Origin of the sequence: Pseudodesulfovibrio sp., from assembly GCF_028692895.1 — a bacterium.
Classification (GTDB): domain Bacteria; phylum Desulfobacterota; class Desulfovibrionia; order Desulfovibrionales; family Desulfovibrionaceae; genus Pseudodesulfovibrio.
Genome location: NZ_JAQUWN010000022.1, coordinates 32,511 through 56,200 on the forward strand (window position 1 = coordinate 32,511; position 23,690 = coordinate 56,200).

Sequence of the window (23,690 nt, forward strand, 5' to 3'; positions counted from 1 at the left end):
ACAGTATGGCATCGAACACCCAGGACCCGTCCGATCTCAGCTACCTCGTCACGCTGAAGACCATCCAGGAGACCCTCAAGCGGGACACCCCGCTGGAGGAGTCCCTCAACGCCCTGCTCAGGATCCTGGCCCAGGATATGGAGTATGTCAGGGCGTTCATGGTCATCATGGACCCCAAGACCGAGAACCTGAAGCTCTCGCTGACCTACTCCCCGGCCCAGGCCGAGGACGTCACCTACTCGCCCGGCCGGGGCATCATCGGCCGCGTGTTCGACACCGGGCGGTCCATCACCGTGACTCGGATGTCCGACGACCCCGAGTTCCTGAACAAGGCGTTCGGGCGCAGCGAGGAGGAGCTCCGCAAGCTCGGCTTCATCTGCGTGCCGGTCATCAACCGGCGGGCGGAGGCGGAAGAGGTCATCGGCGCGCTGTCCGTGGACGTCCCGCTCATCCCGGCGGACGACATGGCCGCCCACCGCCAGTTCCTGGAGGTGGTGGCCGGGATCATCGCGGGCCACGTGGCCCAGTTGCAGGAGGAGATGGCCACCCAGAACCACCTGCTGAGCCAGGGCCTCCTGGGCGCGAGCGACGCCGCCCCGCCCAAGGACTTCGTTGCCGCCTCCAAGGCCATGCGCCTGGTGCTCCGCCAGTCGCGCCAGGTGGCCCCGAGCCGGGCCACGGCCCTGCTGCGCGGCGAGTCCGGCACCGGCAAGGAACTGCTGGCCGAGGCCATCCACCAGTCCAGCCCCCGGGCCGACAAGCCGCTCATCAAGCTCAACTGCGCGGCCCTGCCGAGCGAACTCATCGAGTCCGAGCTCTTCGGCCACCAAAAGGGCGCCTTCACCGGCGCGTTCCAGACCAAACGCGGCCTCTTCGAGGTGGCGGACCAGGGCACCCTGTTCCTGGATGAGATCGGCGAGCTCTCCATGGACGCCCAGGCCAAGGTGCTCCGGGCCATCCAGGAGAAGGAGATCCAGCGCGTGGGCAGCGAACAGTCCATCACCGTGGACGTGCGCCTGATCTGCGCCACCCACCAGCCCCTGGAGGAGCTGCTGGAGAAGGGGAGGTTTCGCGAGGACCTCTACTACCGCATCAACGTCTTCCCCATCTTCATCCCGCCCCTCAAGGAGCGGCGCGAGGACATCCTGCCGCTCGCCGAGCACTTCCTCTCGGAGTTCTCGGACGAGTACGGCAAGGAGGTGAAGCGCATCTCCACGCCCGCCATCGAGCTGCTGGTCATGTACCACTGGCCAGGAAACGTGCGCGAGCTGAAGAACTGCATGGAGCGCGCGGTTCTGCTGTGCGAGGAGGCGGTCATCCGCACCTACCACCTGCCGCCGACCCTCCAGTCGGCCGAGAGCTCGGCCACGGGCACCAACCTCTCCTTCGGCGAGGCCGTGGCCAAGTTCGAGCAGGAGCTGCTGGTGGACTCGCTCAAGAAAACCGCCGGCAACATGCTCCAGTCCGCCCGCGACCTGCGCGTCTCCTACCGGATCGTCAACTACAAGGTGAAGAAGTACAACATCGACGTGAAGAAGTTCTCGCAGACGCGCAAGAAGCCGAAGAAGAAACTCGAAGGCTAACCGAAAAAACAGCAAAAGGCGGGGTCCGCAAACCCCGCCTTTTTTGTTAGGGTGGCCCCATGAACGACGTCGCCCGCATCGCCGCCCGCATCCTCTCCCTGGTCCGGGACTCCGGCTACCTCGCCCCGGACCACGCCGTTTCCGTGGCCGGGAACATCCTCGACGCCCGCCCCCTGCCCGACGCCTTCACAGCCCTGGCCGCGGCCCTGATCCGCCACGCCGCCATATTCGACCCCTTCAACCGCGACAAGCTGCGCCTGGCCCGCGACGTGGACGCCCGCGTCCCGCACCCGCCCTTTTCCCGCTGGCTGGCGGCCGCCCGCGGCCTGACCGGCCGCGAGCCCGTGGCCGAGAACCTGCCCCTGCCCGACATTGAGGCCGACGGACCCGAATCCTTCCTGGCCTACATGGAGGGCCAGCCAGCCAACCAGCACCGCTTTCCCGCCCTCCTGCACCTGTGGCAGTCCGGGGCCGGTGAGGCGCTGATCCGGGCCGTCCGCATCCTGGCCGGTTCGCCGTCCGGGCTGCTGGCCGGGCCGGTCCTGGCCTGGGGGGCCCACGCGGCGGGCGATCCCCTGCTGGCCGAGATGCTCCTGGACGAGGGCGTGGAGAGTTTCCCGGCCCACAACCTTCGCGCCCGCATGGCCCTGGACCGGGGCGACATCGACGGCGCGCGGCGTCACCTCCTCGCCTCCCTCGCGGCCGAGCCCTTCCAGCCCGCCGTCATCGAGCAACTGGCCGGACCGGCTGGGCCGGTCCCCCCGCCGGGCCCGGACACGGCGGTCTGTCTCTACACCTGGAACAAGCCGGACCTGCTGGCCGTGACCCTCAAGAGCCTGGCCGCCACCGACCTGGGCGAGGCGCGCCTGGTCATTCTCAACAACGGCACCACGGACTGCGCGCCCAAGGAGCTGGAGGCGCGGGTGCGCGCGGCCGCGCCGTCCCTCGCCCCGCGCTGGGTCCACCTGCCGGTCAACGTGGGCGCTCCGGCCGCGCGCAACTGGCTGCTTTCGCTGGAGGAGGTCCGCGCCGCCCGCTACGTGGCCTTCCTGGACGACGACGTGCTCCTGCCCCGCCACTGGCTCGGCCGCTACCGCGCCACCCTCGACCGGCTCGGGGCGTCGGCCGTGGGCCCCAAGTGCGTCAACCAGCGGGTGCGCACCCTGCAATACGCCTTTCGCCGCTTCAGCGAGGTGGGTCCGGCCAAAATCCGGTTCACGCCAAACGCCCCCAACCTCATGGACCTGGGCCAGTTCGACGGCGCGCGAACCTGCCTGACGGTCATGGGCTGCTGCCACCTGCTGGACCGCGAGCGGCTGAACCGGCTCGGCGTGCCCGGCTTCGACATCCGCTTCTCGCCTTCCCAGGTGGACGATATCGAACACGACCTGCAAATCTGCAAGGCGGGCGGCCGGGTGGCCTACGACGGCGCGGTGGAGGTGATCCACCTGCAGGAGACCGGCCGGGCCAAGACCCGCGCGGCCCTGGGCCAGGCCTACGCCAACCACGCCAAGATGGAGCAAAAGTTCTCGGCCCCCGAACTGGAGGCCATGGACCACGCCGAGCGCATGGCCGACCAGACCGCCTTCGCCCGCGCCCTCGACGCCGTGCTCCCCCTCCTGGACGGCCCGGCCGCGACATTCTGGCGAACCATGGCCCGAACGCTGGCCTGACGCCCTTCCCCGACCGCCCCCCCTGCCTCGAACCATCTTCACGGCCAACTTCACCCGCCCTCCATATAACCCCCGCATTCCGCCTCCACGCCCGGCGAATCGCTCCCCTGCGCACGCCTTCTCCGGCCATCTGTCCATTACATTTGTATGTACAAGCAACTTCTCCATTGTTCCAAAAGTAATGGCAAGACCGCGCCTGCGTATCCCATTGCAAGAGGCGAGTGAGGCCCGCCAAGAATGGGCATGACCGACCGGAACGCCGCAATACGCGGAACCGCATGACCACTGGCCCGGCAGGGCCACCACCGGCTCCTCCAGGGGCCAAACCAGCTATCCTCCTTCGCCAATACATTTGTATGTACAAACAACCATCCCCCCCCTCGTCGGCGGAATCATCATTTCTTCCCACCATAGCCGATGCGAAACCGAGACGTGCAGGGGATGCGGCCGCCTGTCGCAGCAGGAAAAGCCAGCCACGCGGCGGACCGTGATGCATGGCGTACACACCCTATCCGGCTGCCGCAAAACCCTTCATCATTCCCCTGCCAACACTTGTATGTACAAGCAACATTCTGGTAGTGCCCGTCCGACGGCGGAATGCCTTCTTCCTTTCTCTGCCCCAAGGCTCCAGGCACCAAAAAAGGCGGCCGGGAAATCCCGGCCGCCCTGTACGTTCCTTGAACCGCGCCGACTACTTGAAGGAGCGGGCGAAAAGGGCCTCCACGGCCTTCTTGCCGTTCTCTTCCAGGAAGCGGGTGCCGGTTCCGGTGAAATGCGCGCTGGTGATGACCGGGTTCTGAGCGGCCTTCCACTCGCCGTGCTGCCAGGTAAACCAGCAGTCCTGATTCTGGTCGAAGACGTAGAGGCCCTTGTTGCAGATCTTGGCGAACTCGGCGCCCCAGCCGGTGCCGCCCTTGACCGTGCCGTCCTCCTGGATGGAGCCGACCACGAAAATCTGGTCGCCGGACTCCACCTGATACATGATGGTCTGGAGGACCTTGCGCATCTTCTCCGCGTTGGTGAACTTGCGGTTGAGCAGCTTGGAGACGTAGGTCAGGCTCACGTCCTTGCGGGTCAGCTCCTCGTCGGTGAGCACACGCACGCCGCGCGTCCGCTCGATCTTGTGCCCTTCGAAGGTGTAATTGACCTCGGCAAGACCATGATACTCGGCCAGTTTGCCGAACTGGTTCTCCGCGCCCTGGGCGCCGCCGCTGTACAGGGTGAAAGTGCTGTTGGACATGGTATCTCCTTGCAATTGATTTCAAAAAATTCGCTGGCGCGGCCGTGTTCCCGTTTCAGGCAATATGCACCGCAAGCCCGACGGGAGCAAGGCATTTGCAATAATATCCGTCAAAAGGCCAGCATTTTTTCATTATAAACCCGTAAGACTATCACGCCAAGACGTTTATTTTCGCCAGCAGGTCGGCCAGCAGCACTCCGTCCAGTGACCGGGCCATGGCCTCGAACTCCTCGGGCGCATACTTCGCCCAGAGCTTGCGCCGGTTGGCCGCCGCGTCGGCCGCATTCGGGCCGTCCCCGCGGCCACGCCTGCGGGACACTGCCAGGAAGCCCGTGTACACGGCGTATCCCCCGGCCAGGACCATGCGCAGGTCCCGCTCCAGACAGCCGTCGCCCACGGGCGAAAAGCGCAGGTCGAAACTCCCGCCCGCCAGCAGCCGCCCGGTCCGAAACAGGAGCGCCCCCCCGGACACGGAGGCGCAGGGCCGGACGTAGTCCGCCTGGCCGAAGTCCCCCACCCCGAGCGCGGGCGCGAGGAGCTCCCGCTCCCGTTCCAGCGGATCGGAGGCCAGGAATCGTTCGCCGCGGCACGGGCCGCCGGGGCCCGCCGCGTCCATCACCTTGCAGCCCCAGACCCCGGCCTCGGGGTAGCGGGCCGCGGCCGCGCCCAGGCGGGCGAGCCAGTCCGGGGGCAGGGAGACGTCGTCGCCCACAAAAGCGGTCCAGTGCGACTCCCGTACCTCGGGCAAATGCAGGAGCCAGTTGCGCGCGGCGGGCGCGCCCACGTCCACGGGCAGCGCTACCCCGGCCGCGCGGGCCGCGCCGAAACGGTCCGCGAACCGGCGGATCACGCCGGACGTGTCGTCCGTGGACCCGCTGTCCAGCACGCGCACCGCCACGTCGCCCAGGTCGGATTCGAGCAGGGACTCCAGGGTTTCGGCCAGGGCGTCCGCCCGGTTCCGGGTGTGGAGCAGCACGGCCGTGCGCCCTTCCGGCAGGACGGCCGCCGTGTCCAGCTCCCCGGCCAGGTCGTGGAGGCGGAGCCGGAGCCCGGCGTGCCACGGCCGGAGCGACGCCGCCTCGCGCAGCACGGCCTGGGCCCGGCCGGACTCCCCGGCGCGATGCAGGGCCGTGGCCAGCCGTTCGGCCAGGGTCGGCAAAGGCAGTTCGGACGCGCACCGCCCGAAGGCGCGCCGGGCGGCCAGGGGCTCGCCCGAGGCCAGCAGGGCGTTGCCCAGGACGTAGCGGAACAGGGACGCGAGGACGGGCCCGGGCTCGTGGGCCGACAACCGGTCGACCAGGACGCGCCGGTCGCCGGCCGCCCGGCAGTGCGCCTCCAGGGCGTTCCACCAAAACAAATTTTCCGGCTCGTCATCCAACTGTTTCAGGATCTGGTCGGCGGCCAGACCGCCCTCCCCGGCTGGCTCGACGCGCCAGCGGGCCAGGACCGCCCGCAAGACCGGCAGCAATGCCGGGGGCGGCGGTGAAATCCGGCCAAGGCTCTGGGCCAGGATGACCGCGCAGTGGCCATTCAGAGGATTTTCGGCCCAGGCGGCCAGCAGGGCGTCGCCCGCAATGGCCGCGAAGACGTCGTCCGGCCCGGCGGAATGGGCCAGGGCCCGGGCCGCCAGCCCGTGCAGGTGGTCCCGGCCGGAAAAACCCAGGAGCAGCGGCCGCAGCAGGTCGGGGGGCAAAGCGGGAAAATCGAAGGGACGGGGCATGCTTTCCCCCTATGCGCCGGTTCGGCCAAAGTCAACCCGGCCCACTTCCGGGCCCGCCGCTTTTCTGGTAATCCGTTGTCCATGAACCGACTAGACTTCCCGGACGCCCTGCCGCCCTGCCGAGGGCTCGCGCCCGTCTTTCTGGACCGCTTTTCCGGCTGGTGCCTGGGCATGGGCCAGCCCGGCGACCTCGCCACCTTCCTGCGCGGCCTGGCCCAGTTGGCCGAGGAGCAGCCCGCCTGCCGGGCCGTGCTCCCCGGCATGGCCCTGTGGGGCTTCCAGGCCCATCCTCTTGGCCCGGACATGGCCGCATGGTGCGCCCGTCTTTCCGGGAACCCGGCGTCGGTCAGGGCGACCGGCCTGGCGGCGCGCCTGCTCCGGGCCACCCCCCTGGCCGACGCGGACGGCGAGGCCATGGACGCCTGGTACGCCCTGGCTCGGCAGGACGACCGGGGGCTGATCCTGCGCTTCCTCACCCTGGTCCTGCGCGACCCGGACAAGGGGCTGTCCTGGCTCGGCCACTGCTGGAACGACCTGCTCTTTCTCGACCGGCCCGAGGTCGGCCGCGCCGCCCTGGACATGGTCGCCTGGGACGCGGCCTCCCTGCCGCTCAAGGACCGGCTGGCCGCCGAATGGGCCTTCCACCGCCTCCCGCCCGAGGAGGCGCTGGACGCGGTTCTGGCCCTGGACCCCACGGCCTGGGGGCTCTGGCGGACCTATGCAGGCGCGGAGCTGCTCCTGCGCATGGGCAAAAAGGGCGAGGCCAAGGGCGCGCTGGCGCAGCTCTGGAAAGGGCTGCCCTGGCACGTCAACCTGACGTTGAAGCTGCACGACCTGTTCGCGCCCGTTGTGCTGGCCGGGCCCGACGCCGCGTCCGACGCCGCCGTGCTGGTCTACTCCTGGAACAAGGCGGACCTGCTGGCCGACACACTGGAGAGCCTGGCGCAGTGCGAACTGGGCGGGGCGCGCATCTTCGCCCTGGACAACGGGTCCACGGACCGCACGCCCGAGGTCCTGGCCGCCGCCCGCGACCGCTTCGGCCGCGACCGACTGCACGTGGAGACCCTGCCGGTCAACGTGGGCGCGCCCGCCGCGCGCAACTGGCTGCTTTCCCTGGAGGGCGTCCGCTCCCGCAAGTGGGCGGCCTTCCTGGACGACGACGTGGTCCTGCCCGAGAACTGGCTGCTCCACCTGCTGGGCGCGGCAGACGGACGCGACGACCTGGGCGCGGTAGGCTGCCGGATCACGGCGGCCGTTCCGCCCTTCGGCCTGCAATCCGCCGACTACAACCTCATCCCCAAGCCGCCGCGCCCCACGGAGCCGGGCGGCCTGCCCAACCGCGTCCTGGTCTTCGACAACTGCGCCGGGTCGCCGGACACCGGAATGTTCGCCTACACCCGGCCCTGCCTGTCCGTGTCCGGCTGCTGCCACATGGTGGCGCTCAGCGCCGTGGACAAGGCCGGGGGGTTCGACCTGCGCTACACCCCGTCCCAGTTCGACGACCTGGACCGCGACCTGCGCAGCGCGCTGGGCGGCATGCCCGCGCTCTACGCCGGGACCCTGGCCGTGCGCCACGTCCAGCACTCCAGCCTGGCCAAGGCCCAGACCGCGCGCCAGATCGGCCACGTCATGGGCAACAAGTACAAGCTGGACACCAAATACTCGGACGAGCAACTGGCCACGCTCGTCGCGGCCAACCGCGAGCTGCTCCGACGCGACTACGAAGCGAGGCACGGCTTCCTGGTTGACCGGCTCGGGACGCGCGGGTAAGGAACCGGTCCATGGAAGACGTACGCGTATACGGCGATTTTCACCGCGTCTCGCCGGAGCTCTTCGAGCAGGTCCGGGACGCCATCCCCTTCGAACAGGTGGCCTACGACGGCGACGTCCTGCGCCTGGACCACGAGGGCCCGTACCTGATGATCGACGACTTCATCGAACGGATGGCCGCGCTCCTGCCGGAGAACGGCTACGGCAACGTGGAGTACATCGACAATGTGGAGTGGGAGGTCATCCGCTACACCATCCGGGGCGGCAGGATCGAGACCAAGCGGGTCAAGGTGGACAACGTGTTGGACGCCCATCAAAGAGAACATGGGCTTTAACGTCGCGCCCCGCCGCGTTCCGGAAATCCGGAAACGAAAAGGCCGCCCAAAGGGCGGCCTTTTCCGTTGGCGGGCCGGATCGGCTAAAGACTGGACAGCCGGGGCTTCTCGTCCTTGAGCCGGACCTCCACGGCCTTGGGGCCGATGTCCTCGTCGGTGACGTCGTAGGTCACTCGCTCGCCCGCCTCCAGGGTCTGGAACCCGTCGCGGACGACCTCGGAATAGTGGACGAAAACGTCCACGCCGTCGTCGCCGGTGATGAAACCGAACCCCTTCTGATCGTTGAACCAGCTCACTTCGCCTTCGCGCCGCACGGGATACCTCCGGGTCGAATGGAAACCGGGGTCAGGATACCCTCAACCGGCCGTTCTTGGCAATGCCGGAGCGGGCTCAGGCGTCCTCGCGGTCCTGGTCGTCGGATTCCCCTTCCACGGGGACGCCATCCTTCCGGGCCTGCTTGCGACGCTGCTTCTGTTCTTTTTTCTTCTGCTTTTCCAATTCCTTCTGTCGCTTCTCAAACTTGTAGTTGGGCTTGGCCAAAACACCTCCCGGATTGTGGGTGAACCCGCCGACGGCGGAGAAAAAAAAGACGCCCGTCTCCCGAAAAGAGAGACGGGCGTTCGCTAATGCCTGACTGACTGATCGGGAATCCGCTTACCAGCGGGGGCGCTCGGCGCGGGGACGGGCTTCGTTGACCTTGAGGCTGCGGCCGCCAAAGTCCTTGCCGTCCATGGCCTCGATGGCCTCCAGGGCGCCCTCGCCCTCCATTTCCACGAAGCCGAAGCCGCGGGGGCGGCCGGTCTCGCGATCCTGGACCAGTTTCACGGAAGTGACCGGACCGTAAGCCTCAAAGGCCTTGCGGACCTCTTCCTCAGTGGCCGACCAGGGCAGATTGCCGACATAGATGTTCTTGGACATTACCAAATGCTCCTTAAAAAATGATAGTATAGCCGACGCCCGTACGTCTTGCTTAAAAAAGGGAGCAACGCACACGATACGCACGCCGCTCCTCGTTTTGCCTGTTTCCTTTCAACCAGACCTGGCCGCATCCGGCCGCGCCTCCACGGGTGCCTCTGGTGTCGAGCCACCTCTATTTGCCAGGAGCCGCACAAAGTCAAGAACAATTATATGTTTTTTGTGACCGCCTAACCTTCCGTAATCCCGTTCGATACGGCGGGAATAGCCCCGCCGCCCGCAGCCGGGGCCGCTCCGCGCCCGTCGCCGGGGCCGCAAAAGAGCTGTCGTCCGCCTTCGAGAATCATGACCCGGTTGATGGCCGGGAGCCGGTCCTCGACGTTGTGCGTGACCAGGACCAGGGGCGTCCCGGCGGCGGCCAGATCGCCGATCAGTCCGGCCAGGTCCGCGCGCGACGCCGGGTCCAGGCCGGAGAACGGCTCGTCGAGCAGGAGCAGGCGCGGCCCGGCGGCCATGGCCCGGGCCAGGAGCACCCGGCGTTGCTGTCCGTAGGACATGCGCCGCAACGGCCGGTCCGCCATCCGGCCCAGGCCGACCCTCTCCAGCCATTCGCGCGCGGCGAGCAGCTCCGCGTCCGTGGGTTCGTCGAACATGCCCACGCTCCCCCGGCGGCCCGAGACGACCGTCTCCAGCGCCGTGACCTCCCAGCCCAGCTCGCGGCCGTAGGAGGCCTGGAGCGCGGGCGAAACCACGCCGATGAGCGGCCGCGCCGCGTCCATGGTCATGCCGCCCAGCCGCTCCACCGTGCCGGCGCCGTGCTTGTCGTCGGCATAGGGGGCCAGGTCGCTCAGGACCAGCCGGAGCAGCGTGGACTTGCCCGCCCCGTTCTCGCCCAGCACCAGCCAGTGCTCGCCGGGCAGGACCTCCCAGTCGATGCGGTCCAGGATGCGGTTGCCGTCGATGACCACCGAGGCGTTGCGGATGCGCAGCAGGAATTCCAGGGACGCGGCGTCCGGCCCCGGCAGGGCGCGGGCCGCGCCCTCGGGCAGGGCAAGGGGGCGCGCGGGGGCCGCTTCCCCCAGCCGGGCCAGCCCCTCCTCGCGCGGCAGGTCCGCCGCGACGCGGCCGTCCGCCATGACCACCACCCGGCGGATGGCCGGGGGCAGGTCGCCCGCGCGGTGGGCCGCCATGACCAGGGTGGCCAGCCCGGACGCCCGCTCCAGCAGATCGAGGACCTCGGCGCGCGCCCCCTGGTCCAGGCCATCCAGGTACTCGTCCAAAACCAGCACGTCCGGGCCCGAGGCCAGAGCGCGGGCCACCAGCACCTTGCGAGCCTGGCCCGTGGAGAGCGTGCCCATGGCCCGGACCGCCAGGTCGCCGATGCCGAGCCTCTCGATGATCCGGTCCGCGCCCGCCGCCTGTTCCGGCGTGGGCTCGCCATAGAGCAGCGGGGAGTCGCAGAACCCGGCCAGGATCACGGACCGGGCCGGGGCGTGGGGCGCGTTCAGGGTATAAAAGTCCTGCATGTCCGGGGAGACCAGGCCGATGCGCTGCCGAAGCCCCAGGGGGCTCCGCTGCGGGCCGTCGCCGAAGTCGTAGACGCGGCGGCCGCCCAGGTCCGGGGCCAGGTCGCCGCGCAACAGCCTGAGGAGCGTGGTCTTGCCCGCCCCGTTTTCGCCGACCAGGGCGGTGTGTCGGCCACGGTCCAAGATGAAGTCGAGCGGCCCGGCCAGACGCAGGCCCGCCCGCGTGACCGCGACCCCCTCCAGTTCAATGAGATGGTGCATGGCGCACTGTCGCCCTTCCGGGGCCGGAAGGCAACCCTTTCCCTTGAGTCCGCGCCGGGTTGTGCCCTATGCTGGGCCATGCCCGCCACCGTCGCCCTCACCCGCGTCCCCGGCTACGACGCCGCCCGGCTCGACCCGGCCACCGCCCTGGTCCTCGAAACCTCCGGGGCCACGGTCCCGCCCGGCGCGCGCGTGCTGGTCAAGCCCAACCTCGTCAGCGCGGCCAACGCCCGGTTCTGCACCACGCATCCCGGGGTGGTTCGCGCCGCCTGCGCCTGGCTCCTGGACCACGGCGCGCGGGTGACCGTGGCCGACTCCCCGGCCTTCGGCCCGGCCGGGCGCGTGGCCAGGGCCTCGGGCCTGGACGAAGCCCTGCGGCCGCTGGGGCTCCGGGTCCGGACCCTGGCCCGGCCGGTCCCCCTGCCCCTGTCCGACGGGACCGCCGTCGGCGTGTCCCGCGACGCCTTGGAGGCGGACCTGGTCCTCAACGCGCCCAAGCTCAAGGTCCACGGCCAGATGGCCATGTCCGGCGCAGTCAAGAACCTGTTCGGCTGCGTGGTCGGCTGCCGCAAGGCCCTGGCCCACTACCGGCTGGGGCACGAACCGGAGCGGTTCCGGGCCATGCTCATGGACGTCTGCCTCGCCCTGCCCCGGACCGCGCACCTGCTGGACGGCGTCCAGCCCCTGCACCGCGACGGGCCCATCAAGGGCGAGCCCTTCGACCTGGGGCTCCTGGGCGCGTCCCTGAACCCCGTGGCCCTGGACGCCGCCGCCTACGACATCTTCGGCCTTGGGCCGGACGCCGTGCCCCTCTGGGCCGAGGCCCTGGCGCGCGGCCTGCCGGGCGCGCGCCCCGAGGACGCCGCCTATCCCCTCCTGACGCCCGCCGAGTTCGACGCCGCAGGGTTCACGCCCTCGCCAGCCAAGGACCTCTCCTTCGCGCCCATGCGGCTGCTCCGGGGAAGGGTCAAGAGCCTGATCGCCTACGTCCGCCGCGCCGGATAGCCCTTGCGCTGATCCCGGCCCGGAGGTATGCTCGGCGGATGGGTCTGCTCCGCCACCACTACACCATCACCGGCCAGGTCCAGGGCGTCGGCTTCAGGCCGTTCATCTACCGCATCGCCACGGACAACGCGCTCACCGGCTCGGTCAACAACTCCAGCGAGGGCGTGCTCATCGAGGTCCAGGGCACGGCCGACCAGCTCGGCCGGTTCGCCGACGACCTCTCGGCCAAGCTGCCGCCCCTGGCCTCCATCGTCACCCTGGAAAAGGGCGACATGGACGCCGTGGCGGACGAGGCCGCATTCGTCATTCTCAAGTCCACCGGCGGCCACGGCCACAGCGTGCTCATCAGCCCGGACGTGGCCACCTGCCCGGACTGCCTGGCCGACATCGCGGACCCGGAAAACCGCCGCTACCGCTACCCCTTCACCAACTGCACCAACTGCGGCCCGCGCTACACCATCACCCGCTCCATCCCCTACGACCGGCCCCAGACCTCCATGGCCAAGTTCATCATGTGCCCGGAGTGCCAGGCCGAGTACAACAACCCGCTGGACCGGCGGTTCCACGCCCAGCCCAACGCCTGCCCCGTCTGCGGCCCCCGGCTGATGCTCACCGACAAGGGCGGGGCCATCTTCGCCCAGGGCGGCGAGACCCTGCCCCGCCTGGCCATCGAGCTCGCCGAGGGAAAAATCGCCGCCGTCAAGGGGCTGGGCGGCTTCCACCTCGCCTGCGACGCCGCCTCGGACGCGGCCGTGGCCGAGCTGCGCCGGCGCAAGCACCGGCCGGACAAGCCCCTGGCCGTCATGGTCCCGGACATCGAGACCGCGCGCAAGCTGGCCGTCCTCTCGCCCGAGGAGGAAGAGTGGCTGACCGGCATCCGCCGCCCCATCGTCCTGGCCGCCAAACGCGAGCCGTTCCTCCTCTCGCCCCTGGCGGCCCCGGACACGAATTTCATCGGCCTGGTCCTGCCCTACACCCCGCTGCACCAGATCCTGCTCTCGGACTTCGCCGGGGCATGCGGCCACGAAGCCCCGGCCCTGGTCATGACCTCGGGCAACATGAGCTCCGAGCCCATCTGCCTGGGCAACCTGGAGGCCCTCAAGCACCTGGCCGACATCGCCGACGTCTTCGTCTTCCACAACCGCGACATCCTCATCCGCACCGACGACTCGGTCCTGCGCGTCAACCCGGCCACCGGCCAGCCCATCCACATCCGCCGGGCGCGAGGGTTCACGCCATCGCCGGTCTTCCTGCCCGTGTCCGGCCCCACGGTCCTCGGCACCGGGCCGGAGCTGAAGTGCGCCATGACCCTGACCAAGGGCGACCAGGCCTTCCCCGGCCAGCACATCGGCAACATGACCAACCTGGAGAACCTGCGATTCTACCGCGAGATCCTGACCCACCTCCAGTCCATCCTCCAGGTGAGGCCCGAGCTCATCGTCCGCGACCTGCACCCGGACTACATGACCTCCTCCCTGGCCGACGAACTGGCCGAGGAGCTGGGCGCGCCGGTCAGGACCCTCCAGCACCACTTCGCCCACATCCACGCCGTGCTGGCCGAAAACAAGTTCTCCGGCCCGGCCATCGGCCTGGCCCTGGACGGCACGGGGCTGGGCGAGGACGGAACAATCTGGGGCGGCGAATGCTTGCTGGTCATGCCCGAGGAGGGCGAACAGCAGCGCCTGGCCCACTTCGCGACCATCCGCATGCCCGGCGGCGAGGCGGCCGTGCGACAGCCCTGGCGGCTGGCCCAGTCCGCCCTCTGGTCCCTGGGCGTCACCGAGCCCGGCACCTACGCCTGGCCCTGGCTGGACCGCTTCGGCCGGGAATCGCGCCTGCTGCCCCAACTGCTCGAAAAAGGCATCAACTCGCCCGCGACGTCAAGCTGCGGACGCCTCTTCGACGCCGTGGCCGCCCTCTGCGGCATGGCCGACGCCATCACCTACGAGGGACAGGCCGCCATTCTCCTGGAAAAGGTCCAGGACATGGGCGAGACCGGGGCCTACCCCTGCCCGCTCTCCGGCGCCGACCCCGTGGCCCTGGATACCCACACCCTGCTCCGGGCCGTGCTGGAGGACTTGGAAAAGGGCGCGCCCGCGCCCAAGGTAGCCCGCCGCTTCCATCGCGGCCTCGTCGCCGGGCTGACCGACATGGCCTACAGCTTTTCCTCCCTGCTGGACATCCATCATGTGGCTCTGTCCGGCGGCGTCATGCAGAACCTGACCATCGCCACGGAACTGCCCGCCGCCCTCCGGTCCGCCGGGCTCATCCCCCTGGTCCACACCCTGGTCCCGCCCAACGACGCCTGCATTTCCCTGGGCCAGGCAGCCTGGGGCCTGTGGCAACTCCGCCTCGACAAAATTCAGGAGCCCCAACCATGAGAACCCGTTTCGCCGCACTGCCGCTGCTTTTGCTCCTCACGCTCCTCGCCGGAACCGCCTCGGCGGACGCCGCCTTCTGCACCCCCGGCGTGCTCGGCGAAATCCGCGAGATAGAAACCACCAGGGGCTTCCGCGTGGACGCGGCCTACCCAGTGCCCTGCGCCCCCGCCGCAGCCCGCCAACTGCGCAACCACGTCGCCCGCACCGTGCGCGAGTTCAAGGAGACCGACCCGGAACACGACCTGTCATTCTTTCCCCACCCCTACGAACTGATCGTCCAGTACGAAACCACCGCCGCCGCAGGCGGGCGGCTCCTCTCGGTCCGGCTGCACACCATGGTCTACACCGGCGGCGCGCACCCCAACAACTGGCCCGACACCTGGGTCTTCGACCTCGTCGACGGCCGCGCGCTCACCCTGGACGACCTCTTCCCCGCCCCCGGCGGAGCCCTGCGCATCCTGGCCACCTGCGTGCGAGCCGAACTGCGGGCCACCCTGGGCGAGATGCTCCTCGAAGAAATGCTCCAGTCCGGCACCGACCCCACGCCCGACAACTACGCCCGGTTCGTCCTCACCGAGCGCGGCCTGACCTTCTTCTTCGCCCCCTACCAGGTCGCTCCCTACGCCGCGGGTGAACAACGCGTCACCATTCCCATGGACCGCCTCGCCCCTCTGCTCCGCCCCTCGCTGGCGGCCATGCTGCGCTAGCGGATTGCGGCGCGATCGGACCGGAGGCGGAAATGCCTCCGGCGGCCCTCCGGGGGCCACTTCGTGGAGACCAGGGCGCTGTCCTGGACCCGCCAAAGGCAAGCCTTTGGACCATTCGCCGCTTTCGCGGGGGCGTAGCCGGACCAAACGGCTCACGTCCGCGGGGACGGACTGCCCGCTCGCCCCAGCCGGGGTATTTTTAGGAGAAAAGATGCAGACAAAACCTCAAATCAAGGACCCCGCCTCTCTCGATGTCTCAGACGCCGTAATGGCATGACCTGCAAGCCTGCACCAGGCAGTTCACACGACGTGGGCCACTGTCCGCGAATATTCGCGGACGCCGGATAGCCGCCGGAGGCGTTCCCGCTCCGTCCCGTCAGAGCCGGTCCAGCCCGTCCGGTCCCGGCTCGGGTCCCTCGTCCTCGGGAAATGCGGCCTGTGTGGCATCGCCCAGGTTGAAGTAGCTGATGGAGCGCTGGAGAAGCGCGGCCTGGCCGGAGAGGTTGCACGAGGTCCCGGCCAACTGCTCCGAGGCGGCGGCGTTCTGCCGGGTGATGGCGTCGAGTTCGCGGATGCCGTTGTTGATCTCCTTGACGCCTTCGGCCTGTTCGCCGCTGGCGGCGGCGATTTCCTGGACCAGGTCCGAGGTGCGGCGGATGTCGGGGACCATCTTTTCGAGCATGGCCCCCGCCTTTTCGGCCACGGCCATGCTGGAGGTGGAGAGCTCGCCGATTTCGGCGGCGGCCTTGCCCGAGCGCTCGGCGAGCTTGCGCACCTCGGCGGCGACCACGGCGAAGCCCTTGCCCTGCTCGCCCGCGCGTGCGGCCTCGATGGCGGCGTTGAGGGCCAGGAGGTTGGTCTGCCGGGCGATCTCGCCCACGATGGAAATCCTGTCCGCGATCTCACGCATGGCGGCCACGGTTTCGCTGACGGCCCGGCCGCCCTGTTCGGCGTCCTCGCGGGCCCGGCGGGACATGCGCTCGGTTTCGGCGGCGTTTTCGGAGTTGCGGCCGATGGTGGCCACCATGGCCCCGACGTGGGAGGAGACGGTCTCCACCCCGGCGGCCTGGCGGCTGGCCCCCTCGGACACGGTGTTGGACGCGCCGGTCAGTTCAGCGCTGCCTTCGGCCACGCTGGCGGCCACGGCCGAGGCGTTGCCGATGACCCGGCGCAGGTTGCCGACCATGCCGCGCATGGCGGCGTAGACGCTGCCGGGCCGCCCCTCGGCCTGGAAGAGGACGCCCAGGTCCCCCGAGGCGATGCGTTCGGTCATGGCCCGCAGCTCCTCGGGGTCGATGCCGAGCTGGCGCAGGATGGAGAGGGTGAGGAACACGGCCCCGGCAGCGCCCAGGAACATGGCCGCGATGCCGAGGCCGAGGGCGATGCGGCAGAGCAGTGAGGAGCGGTCGCGCACCTCGGACATGCGCCGGGCGGCCAGGGAGGCGGCGCGGTCAGCCATGGCGTCCACGCCGGGCTGGATAGCGCCCACCACGCCGAGCATGGCGGTTTCGGCCTGCTTGCCCTGCTCCGGGTTGTCCGCCCCGGCCACGTCGTAGAAGAAGGATTCGTAGTCGAAGCAGGCCTTCTTGACCTTTTCGCCCAGGTCGACCAGTTCGCCGTCACCGGCGGCGCGAGCCTGCTCCACCAGTTTTTCCGTGGACTTGACCAGGGTGGCCACGCCTTCGATGAACCGATCCAGGTAGGCCGGGTCCTGGTCGCGCAGGAAGCCCCGCTCGTCGATGCGGCAGCGGAGCATCTGCGACCGCACCAGGTTCGCCTGGTCCTTGATGGCCAGGTCCACGTCGATGACGGCGCGGTAACCGTCGGCCGTGACCATGGAGGCCACCTGGAACATGGCCAGCACCAACCCCAGGAGCACGACCACCATGCCGGACCCCAGGGCCAGCTTGGTGCGCAGCCGGGTCTTGCCCAAGAGTGAAACACGCATGTCTTGTCCGTCCTCGGTTGCAGGGACCGCCCTCCGGCTCCCATTGTCGACCATGGTAGCCGGGCGGTGAAAATATGAAATTATATTCTGCGGCGCGTCCGGCGGGCGAAAAAAAGGCCGGAGTCGCCTCCGGCCTTGATGATGTCAAATGGCGAGGGCCCTAGATGGACACGCGAATGACGCCCTCGATGGAAGCGAGCGCCGTGCGCACTTCCTCGGTGGGCTGGGAGTGGACCATGTAGACGGTCTGGACGTGGTCGCCGAGCTTGCGGGAGTTGTTCTCGCGGATGTTGACGCCCATCTCGCCCATGGCCGTGCCGAACTTGCCGAACATGCCCGGCTTGTCGTCGTGGGTGATGAAGATGGTGTAGACGTCGGCCCCTTCGTCCAGGACGGTTTCGCCCACGTTGACGCAGTTGCCGTAGTCGCCCCGGCGCAGGTAGGCGGTGACCACCTCGGCGATCTCCATGCCGGTGCGGATGCCCGCGTTGCGCGTGGACGCGCCCAGGTGGGCGGACATGACGATGTTGTCCAGCTCCTGGAGCTTGTTGACGAAGGGCAGGCCTTCGCGCTTGGGCTCGGTCTCGTAGCAGTCCAGGGCCGCGCCCGCGATCTGGCTGGTCTTCAGCGCCTCGTAGAGGGCGTCCTCGGCCACGTTCTTGCCGCGCGAGGCATTGATGAGGAAGGCGGTCTCCTTCATCAGCTTGAGCTCCTCGGTGTTGATGACCGGGTCCGCGCCGCCGCAGTGCAGGGAGACGAAGTCCGCCTTCTTGAGCAGCTCGGGGATGGAGTCCATGTATTCCAGGGGGGCGTCGATGGAGCGGTACATGTCGTAGCCGATGACCTTCATGCCCAGCGCGCCGGCCTTGGCGGCCAGGGCCTGGCCGATGCGGCCGCAGCCGATGATGCCGAGCGTCTTGCCGAAGAGCTCGACGCCCAGGAAGCGCTTCTTGTGCCAGGTGCCGCTCATCAGGGTATGGTGGGCCATCGGGACCTTGCGGGCGATGGCGAACATCAGGCCCAGGGCGTGCTCGGCCGTGGCGTTGGTGTTGCCGTTGGGCGCGAACTTGACGATGACGCCCAGCTCCTTGGCCGCTTCCAGGTCGATGTTGTCCGTGCCCACGCCGCCCCGGCCGACGATCTTGAGCTTGCCGCCGTTCTTCACGCCCGCTTCGAGCAGCTTGCGTGTGACCTTGGTGGCGGAGCGCACCAGAAGCGCGTCGAACTGGCCGATCTCGCTCAGGAGGTCATCCTCGTCCCGCTTCTCGGTCTCGATGACGAAGCCCTGCTGTTTCAGGTACTTCTGGGCCTCTTCCACCAGGCCGTCGTTGGCCAGGATGCGCTTGTTCATGGGCGGGTCTCCTAGAGTTTCTTGAGTTCGATTTCGAGCTTGGCCAGGTACTCGCCGAGCATGGCCGGGGTGATGTCGCCCATGTGGCCGATGCGGAAGACCAGGCGGCGGCCTTCGCTCTCCAGGGCGGTATTCAGCTTGCCGTAGCCGGGGTCCATGAGATAGCCCTCGGCGCGCAGAGCCTCCTTCACGCCCTTCTTGAGCTGGGCCACGGTGACGCCCGCAGGGCAGACCACGGTGGACACCGTGGGCGAGCGGAAGCCCTCGGGCGCGAACATGTCGAAGCCGTCCAGGCCGTCCACCCACTTCTCGACCATGCCGCGCATCTCGATGTGGCGGGCGAAACGGTTGGCGATGCCCTCCTCGTTCACGATGTAGTCGAGCTGGACGCACATCTGGTTGGCCAGCGTGCAGTTGGGGGTGGTCAGGGTCTGGTTCTTGCGGGCCCGGCCCAGGTGCTTGGTGATGTCGTGGTGGTGGCCCTTGTTCGTCACCTTCTCGGCCTTGGCCTCGGCCTCGGGCGAGATGAAGGCCACGCCGAAACCGGCGGGCAGGCCCAGGGCCTTCTGGGTGGCGGTGGAGTACATGGCGGCCCCGGAGTTGTCGAGGTCGATATCCGCGCCGCCGAAGATGGACACGCCGTCCACCAGGGGCATGGCCCCGTACTGGCGGATCAGGGCGCAGGTGGCCTTCATGTCGTTGGTCACGCCGGTGGAGGTCTCGTTGTGGGTGAAGGAGACCACGTTCGGCTTCATGGACTTGAGTTTGTCCTCGAGCACGTTCAGGTCGATGGCCCGGCCGTAGTCGAACTTGAGGTTCTCGGCCTTCTTCCCGTTGGCGGCGGCGATGTTGTAGTACATGTCGCCGAAGGCGCCCACGGAGACGTTGAGGATGGACTCGCCGTCGGCCACCAGGGAGCGCACCGAGGCCTCCATGGCCATGGAGCCGGAGCCGAGCAGCAGGGCCAGCTCGTACGTGCCGTCCGTGCCCGCGAGCTTCTTCATGTTCGCGCGGATGGGGACGAAGCGGAGGTCGTTCTCCGTGTCGCGATGGCCGAACTCGGGCAGCAGGGCGGCCTGCTTGACCTCGTCCCGGATGTAGGTCGGGCCGGTGATGAACAGTTTCAGGGGGGCAAAATTCGGTTTGCTCATGGCGATTCCCTTCTGAGATGATTTGACGGAAAAAACACCCAGGCGATTGCCGGGGAAATGTCCCCGTTCATATACCGAGATCGATGCGATGTCCAGGCGCGGCGGGCCTCCGGAGAACATTCGTCGCCCCGGCGAAAGCGACGAACGACGGGCGGTCCCCAGGGGCTGCCGCCGCAGGAAATTGCCCGCGCGGCCGGGTTGCCTCGCGCGGCCGATTGTGCTGTAACACAAGCCCGATCAAGAAAATTCCGCCCCACGGAGGCCCCATGACCGCACCCGCCGACTCCCCCGTCGAGACTTTCACGGACCAACGCCGCGCCGAAGCGGCCCGCGAGCTGACCGAGACCGTCCGCCAACTGGCGGCCCACTACGGCCTGTGGCTGGCCGAGACCGTGCACCAGCTCGGGCTCGACGCCGCGCTTGCGGCCGAGCGCGAGGCCGGGGACCGGTTTTTCCCCCTGCTGGCGGCCAAGATCGAGCGCGCCCTGGGGCTGGAGGCGGGAGATATGTGGCGCGGAGCCGCCCCCGAGGCGCTGGAGGGCGCGGCCCAGGCCGTGCGCACGGCCTGGCTGGCGGCGGACGGGGTCTGGTTCCAGGCCGTGGAGGAAGCGGCGGGCATGGACGCGGCCAAGCGGGTCAACGACACCTGCTGGGCGCGCTTCGCCCCGCTGGAGGCGGCGCGGATCAAGGCGGTCCTGGGCCTGCCGGACGACGGCGGCATCCCGGCCCTCAAGGCGGTGCTGGCCGCGCGCATGTACGGCCGCCTGAACAAGTGGGAGTTCGCCGAGGAGACGGCCGCCTCCCTCGTCTTCCGCATGACCGACTGCCGGGTCCAGACCGCCCGCAGACGCAAGGGGCTGGCCGACTACCCCTGCAAGTCCGGCGGCGCGACCGAATACGCGGGCCTGGCCCGGACCGTGGACCCGCGCCTGGCCTGTCAGTGCGTGGGCTGCCCGCCCGACGCCCACCCCGAGGAATGGGTCTGCGCCTGGCGGTTCACCCTGGCCGACAAAGCGTAACGGCGGGGCGGCGGCGCCTGGCCGACACCCCGCCGCGTCATTGTTCACGTAACGGGTGGGCGGGGGAACGGCGAACCGCCCCACACCGTCACTTCATTTTCCGCGTCAGTTTCGCGATGGGCTTCCACCGCTCCTTTTCGACCCGGTTCGCGCTCTTGTCCCGGCGCTCCGCCACGTAGCGCATCTCGCGCTCCATCCGGCGGTAGCTCTCCAGCCGCTCGGGCGGGAGGCGGCCGAGTTCGACCGCCCGCAGGACCGCGCAGCCCGGCTCGCTCTCGTGCGAGCAGTCGGCGAAGCGGCATCCCTCGGCGAGTTCGGCGATGTCGGCAAAGGACTTTTCCACGCCGTCGCCGTCCAGGTAGAGGGCGACTTCGCGGATGCCGGGGTTGTCCATGAGCAGGCCGCCGCCGGGCATGCGGATCAGCTCGCGGGCCGTGGTGGTGTGCCGCCCCTTGCCCACGCTGTCGCTGACCCGGCCGGTGGCCTGGATTTCGCCGCCGTAGAGCCGGTTGGCCAGCGTGGACTTGCCCGCGCCCGAGGAGCCGAGCATGGCCACGGTCCGGCCGGGGCCGAGGCGGCTCGCCAGCTCGTCCCTGCCCCGGTCGTCCAGCATGGAGGCGAGCACCACCGGGACGCCGAAGGCGATGTCCTCGACCTGCCGCCGCGCCGCCTCCGGGTCGTCCAGGAGGTCCGCCTTGGTCAGCGCCACCAGGGGCGCGAGGCCGCAGTTGTAGACCAGGGTCAGGTAGCGTTCCAGCCGCCGGAGGTTGAAGTCGCGGTCCAGCCCGCAGACGATGAAGACCATGTCCAGGTTGGCCGCCAGGGGCTGCTCGCGCAGGGCCGTTCCGGACCGGCCGTTGCGCGACCCGGCCTCGCCCCGCGACAGGATGTTCATTCTGGGGAGGATGGACCGGATGACGTCGCCGTCCGTCAGCACCCAGTCACCGGTGACGGGATAGTCGTCACCGGCGTGCAGGATGCGGCCCGAGGGTGGGCAGAGCCGTTCTTCCGCGCCGTCCGCCACCAGGAAGAGATTGCGTTGCGCGCTGATGACGCGGGCCACGCGGCCGGGGCCGGTGTCCATGGCCGCCAGGCTGCGGCCGAAGTGTCCGTTCCAGCCGAGTGACCGGAGTTGTTCCGCGAATTCGGCGAGTTGCCGTTGCGCATTGGTTGCGTCTGTCATGTGAATCACCTTGGAATCGGGACCGGCGACCGGCCGGTCCGCTGCATCGGTTCCGCCGACAGCGCAAGGCCGCCGGCCAGGGAAATGCCCGGTACGATGATGGGGAGGCTGCGGAAACGGGGACGCCGCGACAGACCGCTTCGCGGTGGAAGCGCCAGCCGGACGGGCCTGGACGGCCCGATGGAAGCCGCGAAAAACACGGCGGGATGGTGTATGGTCCGCTGGGCGCCCTTATTCGGCAACCACGGGGGCAAGATCCTTCGACAGACCGTGCATAAACGCTCCATTGATGATGTTGCCCCATCCCTGTCGCAAAAGGGCCCGCCTGTCAACCGGGGCGGGCCGGACGCGGAGGGGGGGGGGCTCCCTGGGTCTATACCGCCGACAAAGACAAGAGATCGACCAACTCCCCCTGTAAGTTGGGCGGCACGTAGGAGTACTGCCCCAGACTAGGTCTCACGCCCAGCCTGTGCGTCGTGGCCAGCTCGCTCCCCACTTGAGAAGCGGGTCAGCGTCTGACGGTTCGCGTTAGCGGGAAATTGCTGAGTTGCACTTATAGCAACTTGATCGAATAGCCTTCAAATTTCAGATGCAGATTCGAACAGTACAATTTTATAAAGTGCTATATTGCTTTTCTTCACTACATCACTTCTCCATGCTATCACCATATGCATATGTGATGTAATATTTTTTCGTTGTTCCTGCCTGGTTTACCACTTTCTTTGCATTAAATTTAAAAAATCCTGCCCGACTTCCTCTATTACCTTTAACTGCATCATACAAGAAAAGACTTCTCGTAAGTGTCTTCGTATTAACATCACATCCCTTTTCTAATTCAAATGGAATAGCCCTATTCTCTTTTTGCGAATATATCATTCCAGATTTTGTATTTGCGCTATATCCAGCGACTCGCCCAATTAGCATTTGAGCCTCTGATTCAATTGTTAATCTATTTGTCAAGTCAAGTGTTTGGCTATTAAATACAATTGACGGTTCTCCTGCTGTAGATAATGTTGAACTTAATGCCGATCTTGTCATGATTGGCCTATGGATATTCTTAACTGAGCTCTCTAGTTTTTGAGCAAGTGATTCAATACGTTTAGTTTCATATTCTTCTTTATCTATATACTGCGCGTAGATACTTTTATCAAAATCAACGAACTGGCCAGTTGTCTTATGAATAACCATATCATACAATGACCACACAATATGGCCAAGTACTGTATCTTTTGGGGCAGTCAACACCTTATATATTGCAGGTAACGATGCGATTATTCCAGTCGTTAACCATACAGATGCAGTTACTTCAAATGATCCAATAGTAGGAGGTTTAGAGAGTATATTTATACCTCTAACAAATGGAGCCTTTGTAATAATTTCACGATGGCAAAAGTAATGCGTTGTCAGGGCTAACGATCGATGAAGCCCATTTAATGCTACAGATAAATCATATAGATCAATGCTGCTATTTATAGCATGCATCCCTTCACAATATTTAATGGAAATATCAAGTATTTTACTAGAATCACTGTCAGGTCCCATATACATGATCATTTTCCTCTATTTTACGTTATCAGAAGCATAACTACATATATTTAAAAACCGAATTAATGTCACTCAAAAATATTAAATTTCAAACCACTCAGTTAGTTACAAGACCTTCCTTAACCCTAGTTCCTTCGATTGACACCCGCCCAGGCACGGTCAATACTCCACGCCTGATCCTGGTCCCCCTTTTCCGTCCACTTTTTCCCGACTGATGGCGATCTGCATGTTTGATTCCCTGATTCTCATTCTTCCCCTGTTCCTCATCCTCGGCTTCGGCGTGGTCCTGGACGTCGCCGGGGTGCTGCCCCGGCAGACCGGGTCGATCATCGGCGCGTACGTGCTCTACGTGGCCCTGCCCGTCATGCTGCTGCGCA

The 23,690-nt window shown here is 67.2% G+C and carries 19 protein-coding genes; 8 read left to right on the forward strand and 11 right to left on the reverse strand.

Annotated features, from left to right (window positions below):
• Positions 1-5 precede the first annotated feature (5 nt).
• Both PHP91_RS07580 and PHP91_RS07585 read left to right on the forward strand, forming a co-directional pair.
• On the forward strand, positions 6-1,583 hold the full coding sequence (locus PHP91_RS07580) for a sigma 54-interacting transcriptional regulator (RefSeq protein WP_300139205.1): 1,578 nt from the start codon (positions 6-8) through the stop codon (positions 1,581-1,583).
• Between the two features lie 59 nt (positions 1,584-1,642).
• Positions 1,643-3,256 carry a glycosyltransferase gene (locus tag PHP91_RS07585; protein ID WP_300139207.1) on the forward strand — a complete coding sequence of 538 codons (1,614 nt, stop codon included), beginning with the start codon at positions 1,643-1,645 and terminating at the stop codon, positions 3,254-3,256.
• Between the two features lie 691 nt (positions 3,257-3,947).
• On the opposite strand, the gene PHP91_RS07590 is transcribed toward PHP91_RS07585, so the two are convergent.
• A complete protein-coding gene (locus PHP91_RS07590; protein ID WP_300139209.1) occupies positions 3,948-4,496 on the reverse strand; it encodes a hypothetical protein in 549 nt (182 codons plus the stop codon).
• Between the two features lie 151 nt (positions 4,497-4,647).
• The gene (locus tag PHP91_RS07595; RefSeq protein ID WP_300139211.1) at positions 4,648-6,216 is read right to left on the reverse strand and encodes a glycosyltransferase family 2 protein; all 1,569 of its coding nucleotides are present in this window, start codon (positions 6,214-6,216) and stop codon (positions 4,648-4,650) included.
• A gap of 81 nt (positions 6,217-6,297) precedes the next feature.
• On the opposite strand from PHP91_RS07595, the gene PHP91_RS07600 reads away from it, so the two are divergent.
• On the forward strand, positions 6,298-7,986 hold the full coding sequence (locus PHP91_RS07600; RefSeq protein WP_300139213.1) for a glycosyltransferase: 1,689 nt from the start codon (positions 6,298-6,300) through the stop codon (positions 7,984-7,986).
• 11 nt (positions 7,987-7,997) lie between these two features.
• Positions 7,998-8,321, forward strand: a complete 324-nt coding sequence (locus PHP91_RS07605; RefSeq protein ID WP_300139215.1) for a hypothetical protein — start codon at positions 7,998-8,000, stop codon at positions 8,319-8,321.
• A gap of 83 nt (positions 8,322-8,404) precedes the next feature.
• Here the strand turns inward: PHP91_RS07605 and PHP91_RS07610 are convergent, their stop codons facing one another.
• The 4 genes from PHP91_RS07610 to PHP91_RS07625 form a co-directional block, all read right to left on the reverse strand.
• Positions 8,405-8,635, reverse strand: a complete 231-nt coding sequence (locus PHP91_RS07610) for a cold-shock protein (protein WP_300139217.1) — start codon at positions 8,633-8,635, stop codon at positions 8,405-8,407.
• 76 nt (positions 8,636-8,711) lie between these two features.
• Positions 8,712-8,861, reverse strand: a complete 150-nt coding sequence (locus PHP91_RS07615) for a hypothetical protein (protein ID WP_300139219.1) — start codon at positions 8,859-8,861, stop codon at positions 8,712-8,714.
• Between the two features lie 114 nt (positions 8,862-8,975).
• Positions 8,976-9,239, reverse strand: coding sequence for an RNA-binding protein (locus tag PHP91_RS07620; protein ID WP_300139221.1), 264 nt, complete (start codon positions 9,237-9,239; stop codon positions 8,976-8,978).
• 227 nt (positions 9,240-9,466) lie between these two features.
• Positions 9,467-11,023: an ATP-binding cassette domain-containing protein gene (locus tag PHP91_RS07625; protein ID WP_300139223.1), complete on the reverse strand. Its 1,557-nt coding sequence runs from the start codon at positions 11,021-11,023 to the stop codon at positions 9,467-9,469.
• Between the two features lie 78 nt (positions 11,024-11,101).
• On the opposite strand from PHP91_RS07625, the gene PHP91_RS07630 reads away from it, so the two are divergent.
• Genes PHP91_RS07630 through PHP91_RS07640 form a run of 3 tightly spaced genes read left to right on the forward strand, consistent with a single transcriptional unit; the run spans position 11,102 to position 15,116 of the window.
• Positions 11,102-12,028: a DUF362 domain-containing protein gene (locus PHP91_RS07630; RefSeq protein WP_300139224.1), complete on the forward strand. Its 927-nt coding sequence runs from the start codon at positions 11,102-11,104 to the stop codon at positions 12,026-12,028.
• Positions 12,029-12,066: 38 nt separating this feature from the next.
• The gene (gene hypF, locus PHP91_RS07635) at positions 12,067-14,409 is read left to right on the forward strand and encodes a carbamoyltransferase HypF (protein ID WP_300139226.1); all 2,343 of its coding nucleotides are present in this window, start codon (positions 12,067-12,069) and stop codon (positions 14,407-14,409) included.
• Positions 14,406-15,116, forward strand: a complete 711-nt coding sequence (locus tag PHP91_RS07640) for a DUF3298 and DUF4163 domain-containing protein (RefSeq protein WP_300139228.1) — start codon at positions 14,406-14,408, stop codon at positions 15,114-15,116. Before hypF ends, PHP91_RS07640 begins: the two co-directional genes overlap by 4 nt.
• A gap of 376 nt (positions 15,117-15,492) precedes the next feature.
• Here PHP91_RS07640 and PHP91_RS07645 read toward each other — a convergent pair whose 3' ends face one another.
• The 3 genes from PHP91_RS07645 to PHP91_RS07655 form a co-directional block, all read right to left on the reverse strand.
• Positions 15,493-17,064 (reverse strand): methyl-accepting chemotaxis protein, encoded by a 1,572-nt coding sequence (locus tag PHP91_RS07645; protein ID WP_300139230.1) that lies wholly within the window; start codon positions 17,062-17,064, stop codon positions 15,493-15,495.
• Between the two features lie 160 nt (positions 17,065-17,224).
• Positions 17,225-18,415: a phosphoglycerate dehydrogenase gene (locus tag PHP91_RS07650; protein ID WP_300139232.1), complete on the reverse strand. Its 1,191-nt coding sequence runs from the start codon at positions 18,413-18,415 to the stop codon at positions 17,225-17,227.
• A gap of 11 nt (positions 18,416-18,426) precedes the next feature.
• A complete protein-coding gene (locus PHP91_RS07655) occupies positions 18,427-19,566 on the reverse strand; it encodes an aminotransferase class V-fold PLP-dependent enzyme (protein WP_300139233.1) in 1,140 nt (379 codons plus the stop codon).
• A gap of 266 nt (positions 19,567-19,832) precedes the next feature.
• On the opposite strand from PHP91_RS07655, the gene PHP91_RS07660 reads away from it, so the two are divergent.
• The gene (locus tag PHP91_RS07660; protein WP_300139235.1) at positions 19,833-20,585 is read left to right on the forward strand and encodes a DUF6125 family protein; all 753 of its coding nucleotides are present in this window, start codon (positions 19,833-19,835) and stop codon (positions 20,583-20,585) included.
• Between the two features lie 88 nt (positions 20,586-20,673).
• Here the strand turns inward: PHP91_RS07660 and rsgA are convergent, their stop codons facing one another.
• Together rsgA and PHP91_RS07670 are read right to left on the reverse strand one after the other, a co-directional pair.
• Complete coding sequence (gene rsgA, locus PHP91_RS07665; protein ID WP_300139237.1) at positions 20,674-21,768, reverse strand: ribosome small subunit-dependent GTPase A; 1,095 nt, start codon at positions 21,766-21,768, stop codon at positions 20,674-20,676.
• A 645-nt stretch (positions 21,769-22,413) separates the two neighbouring features.
• Complete coding sequence (locus tag PHP91_RS07670; protein ID WP_300139239.1) at positions 22,414-23,316, reverse strand: hypothetical protein; 903 nt, start codon at positions 23,314-23,316, stop codon at positions 22,414-22,416.
• Between the last annotated feature and the right edge of the window lie 374 nt (positions 23,317-23,690).